The 19,522-nt window shown below is 69.8% G+C and carries 20 protein-coding genes; 14 read left to right on the top strand and 6 right to left on the bottom strand.

The features are described 5' to 3' along the window. Window positions 1-1,488 (bottom strand): 1-hydroxycarotenoid 3,4-desaturase CrtD (gene crtD / locus V7Q31_RS08265; protein WP_333833222.1); only part of this gene is annotated, 1,488 nt, incomplete at its 3' end. Between the two features lie 124 nt (window positions 1,489-1,612). Here crtD and V7Q31_RS08270 point away from each other — a divergent pair. The 11 genes from V7Q31_RS08270 (at window position 1,613) to pufM (ending at window position 11,466) form a co-directional block, all read left to right on the top strand. Further along, window positions 1,613-2,488, top strand: coding sequence for a polyprenyl synthetase family protein (locus V7Q31_RS08270; RefSeq protein ID WP_333833223.1), 876 nt, complete (start codon window positions 1,613-1,615; stop codon window positions 2,486-2,488). 28 nt (window positions 2,489-2,516) lie between these two features. Then, window positions 2,517-3,620, top strand: coding sequence for a methyltransferase (locus V7Q31_RS08275; RefSeq protein WP_333833224.1), 1,104 nt, complete (start codon window positions 2,517-2,519; stop codon window positions 3,618-3,620). Between the two features lie 140 nt (window positions 3,621-3,760). Next, complete coding sequence (bchC, locus tag V7Q31_RS08280) at window positions 3,761-4,699, top strand: chlorophyll synthesis pathway protein BchC (protein ID WP_333833225.1); 939 nt, start codon at window positions 3,761-3,763, stop codon at window positions 4,697-4,699. Then, window positions 4,696-5,709 carry a chlorophyllide a reductase iron protein subunit X gene (locus V7Q31_RS08285; protein WP_333833226.1) on the top strand — a complete coding sequence of 338 codons (1,014 nt, stop codon included), beginning with the start codon at window positions 4,696-4,698 and terminating at the stop codon, window positions 5,707-5,709. Before bchC ends, V7Q31_RS08285 begins: the two co-directional genes overlap by 4 nt. Before the next feature lie 4 nt (window positions 5,710-5,713). Next, window positions 5,714-7,300 carry a chlorophyllide a reductase subunit Y gene (bchY, locus tag V7Q31_RS08290; protein WP_333833227.1) on the top strand — a complete coding sequence of 529 codons (1,587 nt, stop codon included), beginning with the start codon at window positions 5,714-5,716 and terminating at the stop codon, window positions 7,298-7,300. Next, a complete protein-coding gene (gene bchZ / locus V7Q31_RS08295) occupies window positions 7,297-8,739 on the top strand; it encodes a chlorophyllide a reductase subunit Z (RefSeq protein WP_333833228.1) in 1,443 nt (480 codons plus the stop codon). Before bchY ends, bchZ begins: the two co-directional genes overlap by 4 nt. Before the next feature lie 30 nt (window positions 8,740-8,769). Next, window positions 8,770-8,991, top strand: a complete 222-nt coding sequence (locus V7Q31_RS08300; RefSeq protein WP_333833229.1) for a hypothetical protein — start codon at window positions 8,770-8,772, stop codon at window positions 8,989-8,991. 137 nt (window positions 8,992-9,128) lie between these two features. After that, entirely contained in the window at window positions 9,129-9,326 is a 198-nt protein-coding gene (gene pufB / locus V7Q31_RS08305; protein WP_442976423.1) for a light-harvesting antenna LH1, beta subunit, read from the top strand. A gap of 19 nt (window positions 9,327-9,345) precedes the next feature. After that, window positions 9,346-9,543 (top strand): light-harvesting antenna LH1, alpha subunit, encoded by a 198-nt coding sequence (pufA, locus tag V7Q31_RS08310; RefSeq protein WP_333833264.1) that lies wholly within the window; start codon window positions 9,346-9,348, stop codon window positions 9,541-9,543. A 108-nt stretch (window positions 9,544-9,651) separates the two neighbouring features. Further along, complete coding sequence (pufL, locus tag V7Q31_RS08315) at window positions 9,652-10,497, top strand: photosynthetic reaction center subunit L (protein ID WP_333833230.1); 846 nt, start codon at window positions 9,652-9,654, stop codon at window positions 10,495-10,497. A gap of 12 nt (window positions 10,498-10,509) precedes the next feature. Next, window positions 10,510-11,466, top strand: coding sequence for a photosynthetic reaction center subunit M (pufM, locus tag V7Q31_RS08320; RefSeq protein WP_333833231.1), 957 nt, complete (start codon window positions 10,510-10,512; stop codon window positions 11,464-11,466). Between the two features lie 92 nt (window positions 11,467-11,558). Here pufM and V7Q31_RS08325 read toward each other — a convergent pair whose 3' ends face one another. Next, window positions 11,559-12,146: a TlpA disulfide reductase family protein gene (locus tag V7Q31_RS08325; protein ID WP_333833232.1), complete on the bottom strand. Its 588-nt coding sequence runs from the start codon at window positions 12,144-12,146 to the stop codon at window positions 11,559-11,561. Window positions 12,147-12,177: 31 nt separating this feature from the next. Here V7Q31_RS08325 and argH point away from each other — a divergent pair, with 31 nt between their 5' ends. The 3 genes from argH to V7Q31_RS08340 all read left to right on the top strand — a co-directional run bounded on the left by argH (window position 12,178) and on the right by V7Q31_RS08340 (window position 14,144). Then, window positions 12,178-13,593, top strand: coding sequence for an argininosuccinate lyase (gene argH / locus V7Q31_RS08330; RefSeq protein ID WP_333833265.1), 1,416 nt, complete (start codon window positions 12,178-12,180; stop codon window positions 13,591-13,593). Further along, window positions 13,590-13,691, top strand: a complete 102-nt coding sequence (gene lptM, locus V7Q31_RS08335) for an LPS translocon maturation chaperone LptM (RefSeq protein ID WP_333833233.1) — start codon at window positions 13,590-13,592, stop codon at window positions 13,689-13,691. Before argH ends, lptM begins: the two co-directional genes overlap by 4 nt. A gap of 66 nt (window positions 13,692-13,757) precedes the next feature. Further along, the gene (locus tag V7Q31_RS08340; RefSeq protein ID WP_333833234.1) at window positions 13,758-14,144 is read left to right on the top strand and encodes a RidA family protein; all 387 of its coding nucleotides are present in this window, start codon (window positions 13,758-13,760) and stop codon (window positions 14,142-14,144) included. A 21-nt stretch (window positions 14,145-14,165) separates the two neighbouring features. On the opposite strand, the gene V7Q31_RS08345 is transcribed toward V7Q31_RS08340, so the two are convergent. The 4 genes from V7Q31_RS08345 to V7Q31_RS08360 form a co-directional block, all read right to left on the bottom strand. Further along, window positions 14,166-15,731, bottom strand: a complete 1,566-nt coding sequence (locus tag V7Q31_RS08345; protein ID WP_333833235.1) for an alanine/glycine:cation symporter family protein — start codon at window positions 15,729-15,731, stop codon at window positions 14,166-14,168. 22 nt (window positions 15,732-15,753) lie between these two features. Next, window positions 15,754-16,185: a universal stress protein gene (locus V7Q31_RS08350; RefSeq protein ID WP_333833236.1), complete on the bottom strand. Its 432-nt coding sequence runs from the start codon at window positions 16,183-16,185 to the stop codon at window positions 15,754-15,756. Window positions 16,186-16,257: 72 nt separating this feature from the next. Further along, the gene (locus V7Q31_RS08355; RefSeq protein WP_333833237.1) at window positions 16,258-18,366 is read right to left on the bottom strand and encodes a TRAP transporter permease; all 2,109 of its coding nucleotides are present in this window, start codon (window positions 18,364-18,366) and stop codon (window positions 16,258-16,260) included. Further along, the gene (locus tag V7Q31_RS08360) at window positions 18,363-19,391 is read right to left on the bottom strand and encodes a TAXI family TRAP transporter solute-binding subunit (protein ID WP_333833238.1); all 1,029 of its coding nucleotides are present in this window, start codon (window positions 19,389-19,391) and stop codon (window positions 18,363-18,365) included. The genes V7Q31_RS08355 and V7Q31_RS08360 overlap by 4 nt, the downstream gene beginning before the upstream one ends. Between the last annotated feature and the right edge of the window lie 131 nt (window positions 19,392-19,522).

Raw genomic sequence — 19,522 nt, forward strand, 5'->3', positions numbered from 1 at the left:
CAGATCCTCCAGCGCCGCCTGCGCCGCGAGCCGCCCCGACATCGCCGCCATCGGCACGCCCGCCCCCGGATGCACCGAGCCCCCCGCGAGATACAGCCCCGCGATCCGGCTCCGCGACGCCGGTCGCGCGAACGCCCCGAACGCCCCATGCGTCGCCCTGCCGAACAGCGCTCCGCCCGTCGCCGGAAACAGCGCCTCGAAGCCCTGCGGCGTCGTCAGAACCGTCGCCTCCGGCGTCAGCGCCACCTCCAGCCCGCAGGCCCGAAGAGTCTCGAAGCTCCTCGTCGCGCATGCCGCGATCTCCTCCTCGCTCATCGCCCTCAGGTCGCCGTCGGCGGGCGCGTTCACATGGATGTGCAGCCGCTCCCGCCCGATCGGGTCGTCGGGCGCGTCCTCGCCGCGATCCTGCGCGCAGATATAGACCGTCGGCGCTTCGGGTGTCGTGCGGCGGCGAAAGATCGCGTCGAATTCGCGCGCGTAGTCGCCAGCGTCGAAGAACACGCTGTGGCGGGTGAGCGGGAAGCCCGAGGTTTCGGCGTGGGCCGACCAGACCATGGCCGAGATCGAGCGGTCCTTCGGTTTCGCCGCCGGAGCGGCGCTGCGCGCAGCCTCGCCGAAACAGCCCGCCCCGAGCGCCGAGGCGTCGGCGTTCGACACCACCAGATCGGCGCGGACCATCTCGCCATCCGCCAGCCGCAGACCGGCGACGCGCCCGCCCTCCACGAGCACCTCCGACACATGCGCCCCGTAGCGGATGCGCGCGCCGCGCGCTTCGGCGAGGCGGGCCAGCGCCTCGGCGAGCCGCGCCATGCCGCCCTCGACCAGCCAGACCCCGACGAGCTCCACATGCGCGACGAGCATCAGCGTGGCGGGCGCGACGTAGGGCGAGGAGCCGCAATAGGTGGCGTAGCGCCCGAAAAGCTGGCGGAGCTTGGGGTCGCGGAATTCCTGCGCCAGCGCCTTCGCCATGCTCTGGAAGGGCGTGGTCTCGAACAGGGCGGGGATGTTGCGCCAGCCGACCCGGCGGATCAGCGAGAGGGTGTTGGGCTGTTGCGCCGCGATGAAGGGCTGCTCGAGCGTGTCGTAGATGCGCCGCGCGCGCGCCTTGAACGCCTCGAAGCGGCGGGCCTCTTCGGGGCCGGCGAATTCGGCGACGGCGGCGCGGGCGCGGTCGGGATCGGCGAAAAGGTCGAAGCGGGCGCCGTCGGTCCAGCCGTGGCGGGCGAGGCGGTCCACCGCGATCAGCTTCACATGCTCGTCGAGCGACGCGCCAGCCTCGGCGAAGAGCGCGTCGAAGATCCAGCGCATCGTGAAGACGGTGGGGCCCGCGTCGAGCAGCGCGTCGCCGGCGCGGACTTCGCGCATCTTGCCGCCCGGGCGCGGGGCGCGTTCGACCAGTTCGACCTCGACCCCGCGGGCCGCCAGCGCGATCGCCGCGCTCAGGCCCCCGACGCCCGCCCCGATCACCGCTGCGCGCGTTTTCCGCATCTGTGCGCTCCGATCGCTGTCCGCCCGAAGGCGACTCGGTTGACAGACGCAGCCGGTCTGTCCACTCTGGTTGACAGTAACAATGACAGGCGGTTTGGACAACGCCGGAAAAATGGAGGGGATGATGGCCACAGAGACCGGCAGCCGGGTCGAGGCCGCCCTCGACGCCGTTCTGCGCCGCGCGGAGACGCAACCCTCCCCTCCGACGCTCGCCGCCGCCATGCGCCACGCCGTCTTTCCGGGCGGCGGGCGGGTGCGCCCGCGGCTCCTGCTCGCCGTCGCCGGCGCCTGCGGCGATCCGCGGCCCGCGCTGTCGGACGCCGCCGCTGCGGCGATCGAACTGCTGCATTGCGCGTCGCTGGTGCATGACGACATGCCGTGTTTCGACGACGCGGCCACCCGGCGCGGCCGGCCTTCGGTGCACGCCGCTTTCGGCGCGCCGCTCGCGCTGCTGACGGGCGACGCGCTGATCGTCGCCGCCTTCGAGACGCTGGCGCGCGCAGCCCCCGCCGATCCGCAAACCGCCGCGGCGCTGTCGCTGATCGTGGCGCGCGCAGTCGGCGCGCCGGGGGGCATCGTCGCGGGGCAGGCCTGGGAGAGCGAGCCGCAGATCGACGTCGCCGCCTATCACCGCGCCAAGACCGGCGCGCTGTTCGTCGCGGCCTCCACGGGCGGCGCAGTGGCGGCGGGCCGCGATCCGGGGCCGTGGCGCGTGATCGGAGAGAAGCTCGGCGAAGCTTATCAGGTGGCCGACGATCTGGCCGACGCGCTGGGCTGCGAGGCCGATCTCGGCAAGCCCGCCGGGCAGGACGCCGCCCATGCGCGACCCAACGCGGTGCGGTCGCTCGGCGTCGGGGGGGCGGTGGCGCGGCTCGAAGGGCTGGTGCGCGAGGCGGTCGCCTCGATCCCGCCTTGCCCCGGCGCGGGCGCGCTGGCGGACCTCGTGATGTTGCAGGCGCGGCGCTTGGCGCCGAAAGACCTTGTCCGAAGCGTCGCTTGAGCCCGCCGCCCCGCGCCGGCCCCGCTCCGTGAGCTTGCGCGACCGCTGGCGCGCCTTCCGCAATTCCTGTCTCCTGAGCTCGCGCTTCCAGCGCTGGTCGGCGGGTTTTCCGCTCACCCGCCCGGTCGCGCTGTCGAGCGCGCGGGCGCTGTTCGACCTGACGGCGGGCTTCGTCTACACGCAGATCCTCTTCTCCTGCGTCAAGCTCGGCCTGTTCGAGGCGCTGCGCGACGGGCCCTTGTCGGAGGCCGAGATCGCCGCCCGTCTCGACTTGCCCGAAGACAGCGCGCGCCGCCTCGCCCGCGCCGCCGGAACCCTGCGGCTGACCGAGCGATTCTCGGACGGGCGCTGGGGCCTCGGCGATCTCGGCGCCGCGATGCTCGGCGCGCCGGGCGTCAAGGAGATGGTCGAGCACCACGCCGCCCTCTACGCCGACCTCGCCGACCCGGTGGCGCTGCTGCGCGAGCGGGGTGGGCGGATCGGCGAGTTCTGGGCATATTCCCGCAACGCCGCCGCCGGCGAGATGACGCCGGAGAAAGTCGCCGACTATTCCGCGCTGATGGCCGCCAGCCAGGCGACCTTCGTCGAGGACGTGATCGGGGCTCACCCCTTCGCGCGGCACCGCCGCCTGCTCGACATCGGCGGCGGCGAGGGGCAGTTCATTCGCGCCGTCGCCAGAGTCGCGCCGAAGCTCGAGCTCGGCGTGTTCGACCTGCCGGGCGTGGCGGAGCTCGCGCGCCGGCGCTTCGCCGAGGACGGGCTCGACAGTCGCGCCGAGGCGTTCGGCGGCGATTTCTTCGCCGATCCGTTCCCGCAGGGCGCCGACCTCGTGAGTCTGATTCGGGTCTGCTTCGACCACGACGACGCCCCGGCGCTGAAGCTGCTGACCCGCATCCGCGAAATCGTGCCGCCGGACGGCGCGCTGCTCGTCGCGGAGACGATGGCGGGCACGCCCGGCGCCGAGCCGGTAGGCGACGCGTATTTCGGCTTCTACCTGCTCGCGATGGGTTCGGGGCGCCCGAGAACGGCGGAGGAGTTGTCCGCGCTGCTCTCCAAGGCGGGTTTCAGCCGGATTCGCGAAGCGCGGACGACCCGCCCGATGCTGGTCCGCGTCCTTGTCGCGCGCCCATGACAGCCGGCGGCGAAACGGCGCGAGGTGTAAACGCAGCTTGACAACACGGGCTGACAATTTAGGATGACAGCAAGCAAAGAAGGCTGATCGCGGCCCCGCCAATCGGGGAGTTTGCCGACGACCTGCCGAGGAGACCTGGGATGGAGACCACCGCCGTCGTTATGGAGAGCCCGCAGCGCCTGACGCTTGCGCAGCTCGTCCTCGACGCCCCCGCCGCCGGCGACATCGTCGTCGACATCGCCTGGAGCGGCGTCAGCACGGGGACCGAGCGCCTGCTCTGGTCGGGCCGCATGCCCGACTTCCCCGGAATGGGCTATCCCCTTGTTCCCGGTTACGAATCCGTCGGTCAGGTGATCGAGGCCGACGCCGCCTCCGGCCGCCGGGTGGGCGAGACCGTGTTCGTCCCCGGCGCGCGCTGCTACGGCGAAGTGCGCGGGCTGTTCGGCGGCGCCGCCAAGCGCGTCGTGCTGCCGGGCGCGCGGGCGATTCCCATCGACGCGAGCCTCGCCGAGCAGGGCGCGCTGATCGCGCTCGCCGCCACCGCCCGCCACGCCATCGCGGACGGGCAGGGGTCCGGCCCCGACCTCATCGTGGGACATGGCGTTCTGGGCCGGCTGCTGGCGCGCATCGCGGTCGCCGCCGGCGACTCGCCCACTGTCTGGGAGACCAACCCCGCCCGCCAGTCCGGCGCCGAGGGCTATCGCGTGATCCATCCCGAAGACGATCCGCGGCGCGACTATCGCGCGATCTACGACGTGTCGGGCGACCCGAAACTGCTCGACGCGCTCATCGGGCGGCTCGCGCGCGGCGGCGAAGTGGTGCTCGCGGGCTTTTACGAGCAGCCGCTGAGTTTCGCCTTCCCGCCCGCCTTCATGAAGGAGGCGCGCATCCGCGTCGCCGCCGAGTGGAAGCCCGCCGACCTCGCCGCCACCAAGGCGCTGATCGAGGAGGGGTTCCTCTCGCTCGACGGCCTGATCACCCATCGCCGCGCCGCGGCGGAGGCCGACGAGGCCTACCGCACCGCCTTCGGCGATCCCGCCTGCCTCAAGATGATCCTCGACTGGAGGGCCTGCGCATGACCCCCGCCGACGGAGCCCCGGTTCCGAACCTCGCCGACATGGTGGACGCGCTGCGCGCCGAAGCCGCTCAGGAGCCCGACGCGCCGGTCGCGTCGGAGCCCACCAAGAAGACGCAGATCATCGCGATCTACGGCAAGGGCGGGATCGGCAAGTCGTTCACCCTGTCGAACCTCAGCTACATGATGGCCCAGCAGGGCAAGCGCGTGCTGCTGATCGGCTGCGACCCGAAATCCGACACCACCTCGCTGCTGTTCGGCGGCAAGGCCTGCCCGACCATCATCGAGACGTCGACCAAGAAGAAGCTGGCGGGCGAGGAGCTGGAAGTCGGCGACGTCTGCTTCGTGCGCGACGGCGTCTATGCGATGGAGCTCGGCGGGCCCGAAGTCGGCCGCGGCTGCGGCGGGCGCGGCATCATCCACGGCTTCGAGACGCTGGAGAAGCTGGGCTTCCACGACTGGGACTTCGACTACGTGCTGCTCGACTTCCTGGGCGACGTGGTGTGCGGCGGCTTCGGCCTGCCGATCGCGCGCGACATGGCGCAGAAGGTGATCGTGGTCGGCTCGAACGACCTGCAATCGCTCTACGTGGCCAACAACGTCTGCTCGGCGGTCGAGTATTTCCGCAAGCTCGGCGGCAATGTCGGCGTCGCGGGCCTTGTGATCAACAAGGACGACGGCACGGGCGAGGCGGCGGCGTTTGCGGAGGCGGTGGGCATCCCGATCCTCTCCGCGATCCCCGCCGACGAGGATCTGCGCCGCAAATCCGCCAATTACGAGATCGTCGGACGCCCCGACACGCGCTGGGCCTCGGTGTTCGAGGAACTCGCCCGCAACGTCGCCGAAGCGCCGCCCGTCCGGCCGAAGCCGCTCACTCAGGACGGCCTGCTCGGCCTGTTCGACGGCAAGGACACGGGCGCGAGCGTCACGCTCGTCCCCGCCACCCAGGCCGACATGCGCGGCGCCTCCTACGCGCCGAAGCCCTCCCTTGAAGTCGTTTACGACGAAGTCTGATCCGATGACCGACGACCGCCATATCCCCGACGCAGCGCAAGGCGAGATCGTCTATGACGACGCCGCCTCGGCGCAGGTGATCGCGGCGGAAGGCGCGGACGCGCCAGCGCCCGCGCTCTCGGACGGCGCGGGCTGTCACGCCGGCGCCGATGCGATGCGCGCCGCCGCCCAGGCCGCCGGCAAGTCGGAGACGCTCGACCGCTACGCCGCCGACTATCCGCAGGGTCCGCACGACAAGCCGCAATCCATGTGCCCGGCCTTCGGGTCCCTGCGCGTCGGACTGCGGATGCGCCGCACCGCCAGCGTGCTGTGCGGCTCGGCCTGCTGCGTCTACGGGCTGACCTTCACCTCGCATTTCTACGGCGCGAAGCGGACCGTGGGCTATGTGCCGTTCAACTCCGAGACGCTGGTCACCGGCAAGCTGTTCGAGGACGTGCGCGAGGCGGTGTTCCAGCTCGCCGACCCCGACCTCTACGACGCGATGGTGGTGACCAACCTCTGCGTGCCGACCGCCTCGGGCGTGCCGCTGCAGCTGCTGCCCAAAGAGATCAACGGCGTGCGCATCGTCGGCATCGACGTGCCGGGCTTCGGCGTGCCGACTCACGCCGAGGCCAAGGACGTGCTGGCCGGCGCGATGCTGAAATTCGCCCGCACCGAGGCCGAGGCCGGGCCCGTCGCCGCGCCCCGCGTGCGCGCCGAGCGCCCGACCGTCACGCTGCTCGGCGAGATGTTCCCCGCCGACCCCGTCGGCATCGGCATGATGCTGGAGCCGCTCGGCCTCGCCGCCGGTCCGGTCGTGCCCACCCGCGAATGGCGCGAGCTCTACGCCGCGCTCGACTGCGCTGCGGTCGCCGCGATCCACCCGTTCTACACGGCCTCGATCCGCGAGTTTCAGACGGCGGGCCGCCCGGTGATCGGCTCCGCGCCCGTGGGCGTCGACGGAACCGCCGCCTGGCTCGACGCGGTCGGCGCGGCCTGCGGCGTGGCGCAAGCGCAGACCGACGCCGCCAAGAACCGCTTCCTGCCCGCCATCGCCGGCGCGCTCGCCGCCAAGCCCGTGCAGGGCCGCATAACGGTCTCGGGCTACGAAGGCTCGGAGCTTCTCGTCGCGCGTCTGCTGATCGAGAGCGGCGCCGAGGTTCCTTACGTCGGCTCGGCCTGCCCGCGCACGAAATGGTCCGACCCCGACCGCGAATGGCTCGAGGCGCGCGGCGTGCGCGTGCAGTTCCGCGCATCGCTGGAGCAGGACATCGCGGCGGTCGAGGAATTCGGCCCCGATCTCGCCATCGGCACGACCCCGGTCGTCCAGCACGCCAAGCAGAAGGCGATCCCCGCCCTCTACTTCACCAACCTCATCTCCGCCCGCCCGCTGATGGGCCCGGCGGGGGCGGGCAGCCTCGCGCAGGTGGTCAACGCCGCGCTCGGCAACAAGGCGCGCTTCGACCGGATGCGCGACTTCTTCGAGGGCGTCGGGACCGGCCACGCCGCCGGCGTCTGGGAAGACACGCCGCAGGACCGCCCGACGTTCCGCCATGTCTACGCCAAGAAAGTCGCGAAGGCGCGCGCAGCCGAGGAGGCGGTCGGATCATGACCCTCATCCTCGACCATGATCGCGCGGGCGGCTACTGGGGCTCGGTCTACGTCTTCACCGCGGTGAAGGGCCTGCAGGTCATCATCGACGGCCCGGTGGGCTGCGAGAACCTGCCCGTCACCTCCGTCCTGCACTACACCGACGCGCTGCCCCCGCACGAGCTGCCCATCGTCACCACGGGCCTCGGCGAGGAGGAGCTCGGCCAGACCGGCACCGAAGGCGCGATGAAGCGCGCCTGGAAGACGCTCGACCCCCAGCTTCCGGCGGTGGTCGTCACGGGTTCGATCGCCGAGATGATCGGCGGCGGCGTGACGCCCGAAGGCACCAACGTCAAGCGCTTCCTGCCGCGCACCATCGACGAGGACCAGTGGGAGAGCGCCAACCGCGCGCTGCTCTGGCTGTGGACCGAATTCGGCCTGAAGAAGATCCCGCCCGCGAAGGCGCGGAAAGAGGGCGCGAAGCCGAAGGTCAACATCATCGGCCCGAGCTACGGCATGTTCAACATGCCGTCGGACCTCGCCGAGATCCGCCGCCTGATCGAGGGCATCGGCGCCGAGGTGAACATGGTGTTCCCGCTCGGCAGCCACCTCGCCGACGTGCCGAAGCTGGTCAATGCCGAGGTCAACGTCTGCATGTACCGCGAATTCGGCCGCCTGCTGTGCGAGGCGCTGGAGCGGCCCTATCTGCAGGCCCCCATCGGGCTCGACAGCACGACGAAGTTCCTGCGCACCCTCGGCGAGATGCTCGGCCTCGACCCAGAGCCCTTCATCGAGCGCGAAAAGCACACCACCATCAAGCCGTTGTGGGATCTGTGGCGGTCGGTGACGCAGGATTTCTTCGGCACCGCCTCCTTCGGCGTCGTCGCCAACGAGACGTATGCGCGCGGTCTGCGCCACTTCCTCGAAGAGGATATGGGCCTGCCCTGCAGCTTCGCCGTCGCGCGTTGCGCCGGCAAGAAGACCGACAACGCCGCGATCCGCGACATGATCAAGGCGCAGCCGCCGCTGGTGTTGTTCGGTTCCTACAACGAACGGATGTATCTGGCGGAAGCCGGCGGCCGCGCGGCCTATATCCCCGCGAGCTTCCCCGGCGCGATCATCCGCCGACATACGGGCACGCCCTTCATGGGCTATTCCGGCGCCACCTATCTGATCCAGGAAGTGTGCAACGCGCTGTTCGACGCGCTGTTCCACATCCTGCCGCTCGGAACCGATCTCGACCGCGTCGAGGCGACGCCCGCGCGGCTCCATCGCGAGCTGCCCTGGGACCCGGAGGCGAAAGCCGCCCTCGACCGCATCGTCGAAAGCCATCCCGTCCTCACCCGCATCTCCGCCGCCAAGCGTCTGCGCGACGCGGCGGAGGCGCGCGCCCGCGCGCAGGGCGAGGACAGGGTCACCGCGGCGCGCGTCGCCGCACTCGAGACGGAGGGGTCGCGATGACGACCTCCGCAACCAGCAAGGGAGCCGACCATGGCTGACATCGCACGACCGGACTATGCCGAGCTGCGCCAGCGCGACCGGCTTGAATTCCGCCTGATCCTTTGGGGCGTCTTCGCGCTGCTGCTCGTCGTGGCGCTGTTCGGACGCCTGCTGCCTCAAAGTCTGCGCCCGCTGCGCTGCACCGGCAAGTCCGTGTTCGGCGAGGCCTGGGAAGCAGCAAACACCATCGTGCCGTTCGCGTTCATGCGCTGAGCGGCCCCGTTCTTCGCGTCTGGCGGCTTCGTCGCCGGAAGCGATTTCCCGCATGCGCCGTCGGCGCGTGCGGGGCCCGGCCGCGCGGGTGATGCGCGGCGACGGCCCTAGCGGCCAATCTGTCGGAGGCTGAATCAATGGCTGAAGAAAGTGTTTCCATGTCGGGCCTGACCGACGCGGAAGCGAAAGAACTTCATGAGATCTACCTGAAGGGCTTTACGCTTTTCACTGGCGTCGCCGTCGTCGCGCACTTCCTGGTGTGGCTGTGGCGCCCGTGGATCCCCGGTGACGAGGGCTACGCCGCTCTCGCCAACGTTCTGACCATGATCTCGTGAGGGTTGGACAATGGACATGATGGACAAGTTCTACAAGATCTGGCTGGTTTTCGATCCGCGCCGGGTTTTCGTCGCGCAGGGCATCTTCCTGTTCGGCCTCGCCGTGCTCATCCACCTCGTGCTGCTGAGCACCTCGCGCTTCAACTGGCTGGAAGGCAACCCTGTCGCGTCGCTCGATCCGGCGACCGTGACGGCTCTGACCTCGATGATCGGCTGATCCGTTCCGACAAACGCGGCGGGCGGAACCCTTCCGCCCGCTGCGATCCACGCCGGCAAGCGGCCATCTCGCCACGGCCACGGACGACCGATCGGAGGATGATTCACTATGGCGATGCTCAGTTTTGAGAGAAAATATCGCGTCAAGGGCGGGACGTTGATCGGTGGCGACCTTTTCGACTTCTGGGTCGGGCCGTTCTACGTCGGCTTCTTCGGTGCGGTGACGATCTTCTTTTCAGTGCTGGGAACGGCGCTGATTTTCTGGGGCGCGGCCCTTGGTGACACGTGGAATCCGTGGATCATCAGCATCGAGCCCCCTGACGTCTCCTACGGGCTCGGCCTCGCGCCGATGGCCGACGGGGGTCTCTGGCAGGTCATCACGATCTGCGCGCACGGCGCCTTCATCGGCTGGGCGCTGCGCGAAGTCGAAATCTGCCGCAAGCTCGGCATGGGCTATCACGTGCCGATCGCCTTCGGCGTCGCGATCTTCGCTTATACGACGCTGGTGGTGTTCCGCCCTCTGCTGCTGGGCGCGTGGGGCTACGGCTTCCCCTACGGCATCTTCAGCCATCTCGACTGGGTTTCGACGGTGGGCTACGCCTACGGCAATTTCCACTACAACCCCGTCCACATGATCGCGATCACGTTCTTCTTCACGACCGCTTTGGCGCTCGCGCTCCATGGCGGCCTGATCCTTTCGGCGGTCAACCCGCAGAAGGGAACTGAAGTCAAATCGCCGGAGCATGAGGACACCTTCTTCCGCGACTTCATCGGTTATTCGATCGGGTCGCTGGGCATCCATCGCCTCGGCCTGCTGCTGGCGCTGAATGCGGGGTTCTGGAGCGCGGTCTGCATCGTGATCTCGGGCCCGGTGGTCACCGGAAGCTGGATCGAGTGGTGGGAGTTCTGGCGCGAGCTGCAGATCTGGCCCGCCAACTGGGAAGCCTATCGGTAAGGGGCCAGGGACATGTCTGAACTCAGAGACTATCAGAACATCTTCACCGCGGTGCAGCCGCGGGGGCCCTTCGAAGTCGGCGCCCCCACGGACCACCCCGAGAACCGGCTGGGCACGCCCTTCTTCAGCTACTGGGTCGGGCTGTTCGGCAACGCGCAGATCGGGCCGATCTATCTGGGCTGGTGGGGCGTGATCTCGCTCATCACGGGCACGCTGTCGATCAACCTGATCGGCATCCACTACCTGAACGAAGTCAGCTGGAACATTCCCGAGTTCTTCCGGCAGTTCTTCTGGCTGTCGCTCGACCCGCCAGACGAAAGCTACGGGCTGAGCCTGCTGGTGCCGTGGAACGAAGGCGGCATGTATCTTCTGTCGAGCTTCCTGCTGCTGGTGTCGGTGCTGACCTGGTGGGTGCGGACCTATCTGCGCGCCGTCAACCTCGGCATGGGCACGCATGTGGCCTGGGGCTTCGCCGCGGCGATCTTCCTGTTCCTCAGCCTCGGCCTGTTCCGGCCGCTGCTGGTCGGCCATTGGGGCGAGAACGTGCCCTACGGCATCTTCACGCACCTCGACTGGACCAACAACTTCTCGCTCATCTACGGGAACTTCTTCTACAACCCGTTCCACGCGCTCTCGATCGCCTTCCTGTACGGCTCGGCTCTGCTGTTCGCCATGCATGGCGCGACGATCCTCGCGGTTGGCCGGGTCGGCGGCGAGCGCGAGCTCGAGCAGATCGTCGACCGCGGCACGGCGTCCGAACGCGCGGCGCTGTTCTGGAGGTGGACCATGGGCTTCAACGCCTCGATGGAGTCGATCCATCGCTGGGGTTGGTGGTTCGCGGTGCTGACGACGATCACCGGCGGCATCGGCATCCTGCTCACCGGCACGGTCGTCGACGACTGGTACGGCTGGGCGGTGCTGCACGGCTTCGCGCCGGAAGAGCCGCGCTTCTACCCCGCGCAGCCGTAAGGCGAGGGGTCGGGTTTCCGGCCGGCGCAGCGCCGGCCGGATGCGAAAAAGGCGACGCGGGACACCGCGTCGCCTTTTTGCTTGTCCGCGGATCAGCCCTGATCTTCTGTGGCGGCGATCACGCCTTCGATGAGCGCCTTCGCCTCGGGCGAGTCCCATTCCGCCTCGCCGACGAAGCGGGCGATCTCTCGGCCTTGGCGGTCCAGGATCAGCGTCGTCGGCTGGCCGAGCAGCGCCACTTCGCGCGCCAGCGCCATCCGCGCGTCGTGTAGCACTTCGAGGTTCTCGATGCCATTCTGCGCGAACCAGCGGGTCGGCTTGCCGATGTCGCCGCGGTCGGTCGAGATCGCCAGCACTTCGAATTCCGGCCCCTCCAGCGCGCCGGCCAGCCTATCGATCGAAGGCATTTCCTTGAGGCAGGGGGGGCACCAAGTGGCCCAGAAATTCACGAGCACGACTTTGCCGGCGTAGTCGGCGAACCGCAGCTCGTCCCCGTCCACGTTGCTGAAGGCGGTCTCGGCCCGGGGGCGCGGCTCGGGATGGACAGTCAGGCGCGCCATCTCGCCGCCCTGTCCGAACTGCGCGCCGAGGCTCTGAGCCGCGGCGGGGGTGGCGCCGGAAAGGGCGGCGACGTATAGGCTTGCGCCCATGGCGAGAGTGGCGGTCGCGAGGCGGCGCATGCGGGCTCTCCATTGCTCCGAGCGGATGGTCATGGCGGAACATAGCGGCGGAAACGGGCGAGGCGAAGGCGCGAACGCGATGTGGGGCGGGCGCTTCGCTCAAGCGCCCGACGCGGTGATGACGGCGATCAACGCCTCCATCGGCTTCGACCGCCGGCTCGCGCGCGAGGACATCGCCGGCAGCCGCGCCCATTCTGCGATGCTGGCCGCGCAGGGCATCGTCTCGGCGGAGGACGCAGCGGCCATCGACGCGGGCCTCGCGCAGGTGCTGGCGGAGATCGAGGCGGGCGCGTTCGCCTTCTCCGAGGCGCTCGAAGACATCCACATGAATGTCGAGGCGCGGCTCGCCGAGCTGATCGGCGCGCCGGCGGGGCGGCTGCACACCGCGCGCTCGCGCAACGACCAGGTGGCGCTCGATTTCCGCATGTGGGTGCGCGCGCGCTGCGACGAGGCGGCGGATGCGCTGACCCGCGTGATCGGCGCGCTGCTCGATCAGGCCGAAGCCGGGGCCGACATGGTCATGCCCGGCTTCACCCATCTTCAGGTCGCCCAGCCGGTGACTTGGGGCCACCACATGCTCGCTTATGTCGAGATGTTCGCCCGCGACCGCGCCCGCTTCCGCGACGCCCGCGCTCGGATGAACGAATGCCCGCTGGGAGCGGCGGCGCTGGCCGGCACCTCCTTTCCCATCGATAGGGAGGCGACTGCGCGCGCGCTCGGCTTCGACCGCCCGACCGCCAATTCGCTCGACAGCGTGTCGGACCGCGACTTCGCGATGGAGTTCCTGTCGGTCGCGGCGATCTGCGCGGTGCATCTGTCGCGGCTGGCGGAGGAGCTGGTGATCTGGTCGAGCGCGCAATTCCGCTTCGCGCGCCTGTCGGACAAGTTCACAACCGGCTCCTCGATCATGCCGCAAAAGCGCAATCCGGACGCGGCGGAGCTGGTCAGGGCCAAGACGGGCCGCATCTTCGGCGCGCAGGTCGCGCTGAACACGGTGATGAAGGGCCTGCCGCTGACCTATTCGAAGGACATGCAAGAGGACAAGGAGCCGGTCTTCGACGCCGCCGACGCGCTCGGGCTCGCGCTCTCGGCCGCCGAGGGGATGCTGCGCGACCTCGCGCCGGAGCCCGCGCGGTTGCGCGCCGCGGCGGCTCAGGGCTTCTCGACGGCGACCGATCTGGCCGACTGGTGCGTGCGGCGGCTCGGCATGCCGTTCCGCCGCGCCCATCATGTCACCGGCGCGCTGGTCGCGCGGGCCGAGACGCTCGGCGTCGATCTGCCGGAGCTGCCGCTCGCCGAGATGCAGGCGGTCGAGCCGGGGATCACGGCGGAGGTGTTCGAGGTGCTGGGGGTCGAGAATTCGGTGGCGAGCCGCACGAGCTTCGGCGGAACGGCCCCGGCGCAAGTCCGCGCCCAGATCGCGCGCTGGCGGGAGACGGAGGCGTGAGGGCGGCGCTGGCGATCCTCGCCGCGCTGGCGCTGCTGGGCTGCGGCGTCAAGGGCGATCCCGTCCCACCCTCGCAGGTTGAGACCGAGGCGCAGTGAGTCCAGCGCCGCCGAGCGTCGTTCCCAGCCAACCGCCGCGTATGCACCCGAACGGAGGAGCCCCAGATGCGCCCGCTGACCCCCGCCGCGATCCGCCCGCCCTTCGCCCGCTACAGCCATGGCGTCGAAGTCCCGCCCGGCGCGCGCCTCGTGGCGGTGTCGGGGCAACTCGGCGTCGGCCCCGACGACGTCGCGCCCGAGGGCGCGGAGGCGCAGGCGCGGCTCTGCTTCGCCAACATCGCGGCGATCCTCGCCGAAGCCGGGATGGGATTGGGGGACGTGATCCGGCTCAACGCCTATGTCACGGGCCGCGAGCATCTGGCCGGCTATATGCGCGCGCGCGACGCCGTGGTGGGCGACCCGCCGCCGGCCTCGACGCTGATGATCGTCTCGGGCTTTGCGCGCCCGGAATTCGTCGTGGAAGTCGAGGCGCTGGCGGCGAAAGTCGACTGACCTTCGCCGCCCCGCACAGGGTCAGGCCGCGTATTTGCGGATCTCGCCCGACTTCAGGCGCGAGAGATAGCTGTCGAGTTCGCGCTTCACGACCGGCATCAGGAAGTAGAGGCCGATGATGTTGACCACGGCCATCGCGAAGATCGCCGCATCCGAGAAGTCGATCACCGGGCCGAGATCCATCGCGGCCCCGATCACCACGAAGACGCAGAACAGCAGCTTGAAGCTGAGGTCGGCGATCTTGGTCTCGCCGAACAGATAGGTCCACGCCTTCAGCCCGTAATAGCTCCAAGAGATCATCGTCGAGAAGGCGAACAGCACCACCGCGATGGCGAGAACATAGGGAAACCAGCTGACCGCCGAGCCGAAGGCCGCCGAGGTGAGCGCCACGCCGGACACGCCGCCGACGGTGTCGATCCGACCGAGATCGGCGTTCCACTGGTAGAGGCCGGTCGTCGGATCGACCAGCAGCATTCCCGTGATGACGATGACGAGCGCCGTCATGGTGCAGATCACGACGGTGTCGATAAACGGCTCGAGCAGCGACACGAAGCCCTCGGTGATCGGCTCCTTGGTCCGCACCGCCGAATGGGCGATGGCCGCCGAGCCGACGCCCGCCTCGTTGGAGAAGGCCGCGCGCCGGAAACCCTGGATCAGCGCGCCGACGAGCCCGCCCGCAACCCCCAGACCGGTGAAGGCCCCGGCGAAAATCTGCCCGAAGGCCCAGCCGATCTTGTCGTAGTTGATCGCGATGATGATCAGCGCCGCCCCGACATAGACGATCGCCATGAAGGGCACGATCCGCTCGGTGACCTGCGCGATCGACTTGATGCCGCCGACGATCACGGCGAACACGATCCCCGCCAGCACGATCCCGGTGATCCAGCCCGCGCCGCTCAGGAAGCTGTTCTCGCCGCCGGTGATGTTGACGAGCTGCGCATGCGCCTGGTTGGCCTGAAACATGTTGCCCCCGCCCCAAGAGCCGAGGATGCAGAAGATCGCGAACAACACCGCCAGAACCTTGCCCAGCATCGCCCGGTTCTGCTCTCCGAGCCCTTTCGAGAGGTAATACATCGGCCCGCCGGAGACCGTGCCGTCGGGATATTCGTTGCGATACTTCACGCCAAGGGTGCATTCGGTGAACTTCGACGCCATGCCCATCAGCCCGGCGAGGATCATCCAGAATGTCGCGCCGGGCCCGCCGATGCTGACCGCCACGGCCACGCCCGCGATGTTGCCGAGACCGACCGTCCCCGAAAGCGCCGTCGCCAGCGCCTGGAAATGGCTGACTTCCCCGGCGTCCTTGGGGTTGGAGTAATCGCCGCGCACGAGCGCGATGGCGTGGCCGAAGGCGCGGATCTGGATGAGGCCGAAATAGATTGTGAAGACCGTGGCGCCGACCACCAGCCAGCCGACGATCCAGGGAAAGGTCGTGCCGGGAAACGGCGCGAAGATGAAGCTGACGAAGGGGCCGGTGAAGGCGGCAACGGTCTCGTTGACGATCTGGTCGACGGTCTGCGCCGCCGCCAGCGCGGGGACGAGCAGGAAAGCCGCCAGAGCGGCGAGGGGCGTTGGAACTCGGATCATGCCTTTGATCTCCGGCGCGGCTTCAGGGGACGATGACGGTCGGGATGGGCGCGGCCTGGGCGAGCCCGATGGACGCGCTGCCGAAGACGCGCGTCCCGATCCCGGTCCCGCCGCTGCGGCCGACGAAGATCATCGCCGCGCCCTGCTCCTTCGCCACGCCGAGGATCTGTTCGACGACCGAGCCGTAGAGGATCTCGCCCTCCGCCTCGACGCCCGCCGCCCGCAGATCGGCGAGCGCCGGGGCCATCACCGCCGTCTCGGCGCGCGCCATCTCCATTTTGCGGCGCTTGTGCCGCTCCTCGAGTTCCTGCGGGGTGAGGAACTTGTAGGGCGACCATTCGAGAACATGGACGAGGTGGAGCCGCGCCCCCTCGCAGCGCGCCCGCTCCGCCGCGAAGTCGACGACATCGCGGTCGTCGCCCTCATAGGCGACGACGAAACATGTTTTCGCCACTGGCCTCTCCTGTCGGTTTCGCAGTCCTTGAGCGGCTGCCTGAGGCCAGTATGAAGGAATTGTTAAAGCTGTCTACACTTCAGGGGCGAGCCGCCGGCGCTGTGTCGCGCTCCAGCCGAGCAGTCCGAGCGTGACCACGGCGCCTCCGACGTTCAGCGCAAGCGCCTCCGGCCACAGCGCCGCCGCGCCTGCGATCAACGCAAGCGCGCGCAAGGGAAGGGGGAGTCGCGTCTCCATCCAGCCCTGCATGCCCGCCGCCAGCCCGTAGAGCCCGACCAGCCCGAAGCCGAAGGCGAGCAGAACCGCCGCCGGGTCGCCCGAAAGGATCGGCCCGTAGGCGAACATCAGCGGCACGATGTAGAGGCCCTTCGCGAGCTTCCAGCTTGCGAAGCCCGTGCCCATCGGCGGCGCCTTGGCGATGGCGGCGGCGGTGAAGGCGGCAAGGCAGACGGGGGGCGTCACGTTGCTGTCCTGGCTGAGCCAGAAGATGATCATGTGCGCGGCGAGCAGCGCCGCCAGCGCGGCCTCCGGCGGCACGGCGAGCCCGCGCAGCGGCCCCAGCACTTCGAGCGGCAGCGCGCCGACCAGCGCGCGCGCCTCTGCGAGCGGGATCGCGCCGGCTGCGACCTGCATCGCGGCCTCCGGATCGGCCAGCATCAGGATCGGCGCGGCCTGGGCGGGCAGGGCGCCCGCGGCGAGCATGCCGACGATCTGCGCGTCCTGGATCATCCCCGACAGCGCCGGCGCGGACAGCGTCGCGAGCACGATGTAGGCCGCCGTCACCGGCAGCCCCATACCCAGCACGAGCGAGGCCAGCGCGATCAGCGCGATGGCGATCAGCAGGTTGCCGCCCGCCCAGGCCGAGATCATCAGCGAGAACGTGTTGCCGACGCCTGCGGTGGCGATGACGTTGACCACGATCCCCACGGCGCAGAGCAGGATCGCCGTCGCCACCATGTTGCGCGCGCCGAGCTCAAGCGCCTCGACGCTCGCCCGCAGGCCCATCGGATGCGCGCCGAGCCAACTCGACGCGATAACGGCGCCGATGCCGAAGACGGCGGCGTAGCTCGGCGAGTAGCCCCCCAGCAGCATGCCGATCACCACGCCGATCGGGATGAAGAAGGGCGCGCCGCCGATCCGCAGCGCCGCGCGCAGAGTGACCTCGCCCCCCGGCATCGCGCCGAGGCCGAGCCGGCGCGCCTCGATCCGCACGAAGAAGGCGACCGAGGCGAAATAGAGGATGGCTGGCAGCGCCGCGACGGCCACGATCGTCTCGTAGGGGATCTGAGTGTAGCTCGCCATCACGAAGGCGCCGGCGCCCATGATCGGCGGCATGAGCTGGCCGCCCGTCGAGGCCGCGGCTTCCACGCCAGCGGCGAATTTCGGCGCGAAGCCGGCCTTCTTCATCAGCGGGATGGTGATGACCCCGGTGGACGCCGTGTTGGCGACCGCCGAGCCCGAGATGGTGCCCGTCAGGCCCGAGGCGAGGACGGCCACGAGCCCGGGCCCGCCGATCATCCGCCCCGCCGCCGCCTGCGCCAGCGCGATCACGAAGCCGCCCGCGCCCGAGCGCAGCAGGAACGCCCCGAAGATGATGAACGGGAACACCGTGGTCGAGGAGATCGAGGCGATGGTCCCGAACATCGCGTCGTCGCCATAGACCGTGCGGAACATCACGGTCTCGAGGCTGAGGCCGGGGAAGGCGAAGACGCCGCCGATCAGCGACCCCCACCACGCGACATAGCCCAGCGCCAGCATGATCAGGATCGGGATGATCGGCCCCGCGGCGCGGCGCGCGAACTCCAGCGCGCCGAGCACGACCGTGAAGGCCGCGGCCCAGTCGAGCGGCGCGAGCCGCACGCCGCGGTCGTAGATCGCGTCCTCGCCGAGCGCCAGATGCGCCGCCGCCGCCGCGACCAGCGCGCCGAAGATCAGGTCGCGCCAGCGCGCGAGCGTCCCTTCAGGCCCGCGCGCCGCCGGCAGGATCAGCGCCGCGAGCAGCGCGAATCCTCCGAAATGCAGCGCGTTGCGCTCGATCTCGCTCAGAAACGGGCGCAACGCCGCCGCCAGGTGGACGAGGGCGAGCCCGACCCCGAGCGCGAAGGCGGCCTTCGCCCAGAGGCCGGACAGCGCGCGGCGGTCCGGCCCTCCGGCCTCCTCCTCGACCGCCGGGTCGCTCACTCGGCGATCAGGCGCGCGGGGATGTCGATCCCTGCCTCGCGATAGAAGCGCAGCGCGCCCGGGTGCAGCGGCGCCGGCACGCCGGCGAGCGCGGTCTCGAGCGACATCTCCTGCGTCGCGGGGTGGATCGCCTGCAGGAAGCCGAGATTCTCGTAGACCGTCTTGGTGAACAGATAGACATGCTCCTCCGGCACGTCGGCGTTCACCGCGAGGAAGTTCGGCTGCGCGATGGTGGTCACGTCGTAGGTCTGGCCCGGATAGGTCCCCGCCGGAATGGGGTAGGGCGTCCAGAGGTTGAAGCCGCCATCGGCCTGCGCCGCCTGCTCGGGCGTGAAGGTCAGGAGCTTCACTCCGTCGCCCGCGCTCGCGAAAAGCTGGGTCAGCGCGCCGACCGGCACGCCGGCGGGGGTTGAGATGCCGGCGATCTGGCCGTTCTGGAGCGCCTGCGCCGAGGGCCCGTAGCCGCCGAACATCAGGCTGAAATCGGTCTCGACGTCCAGACCCATATTGCCGAGGATCACCGAGTTCGAGCCCAGCGTGCCCGAGTTCTTCGCGCCGAGGCCGACGCCGTCGCCTTTCAGCGCGATGAAGTCGTCCATCGTGCCCGTCGGCGCCTTGGACGAAGCCATGACGAAATGCTCGACATTGGGCCAGAGCGCGGCGACCGACCTGACGTTGGCCTGCGGCCCGTCGGCGGCGACGGGGCCTTCGCCCTTCACAGCGTAATAGCCGTAGAGGCCCTGAAGGATCGAGAACTGCGCCTCGCCCTCGCGCATCAGCCGGACGTTCTCGCCCGACCCCGCCGAAGAGATCGCCGACATCCCGATCTTGGCCGTCGGTTCGAGCTTGACCTTGGTCAGCGTCGCGAGCGCCACGCCGACCGGGTAGTATGTGCCGCCGGTCGAGGCGGTCGCGAGGATGTAGGATCCGCCCTCCTGCGCGCGCGCGTGCGTCGTCGCGAAGCCGGAGGCGGCGACTGCGGCGGCGGCGGCGAGGCCGAGGGCTGCCCTGCGGGTGAAGGTCATTGCGTTTCTCCCTGTTCGGCGGCGCGGGCTGCGCCGCGATTGCTTCGGACCCTAGGGGAGCGGCGCGGTATAGGGAAGGGGCGGCCCGGCCTCCGGCGCGCTGGACAGCGCCGCCGCAAAGGGCGAGACAT

This window comes from Rubrimonas sp., from assembly GCF_036788415.1.
Taxonomy (GTDB): domain Bacteria; phylum Pseudomonadota; class Alphaproteobacteria; order Rhodobacterales; family Rhodobacteraceae; genus Rubrimonas.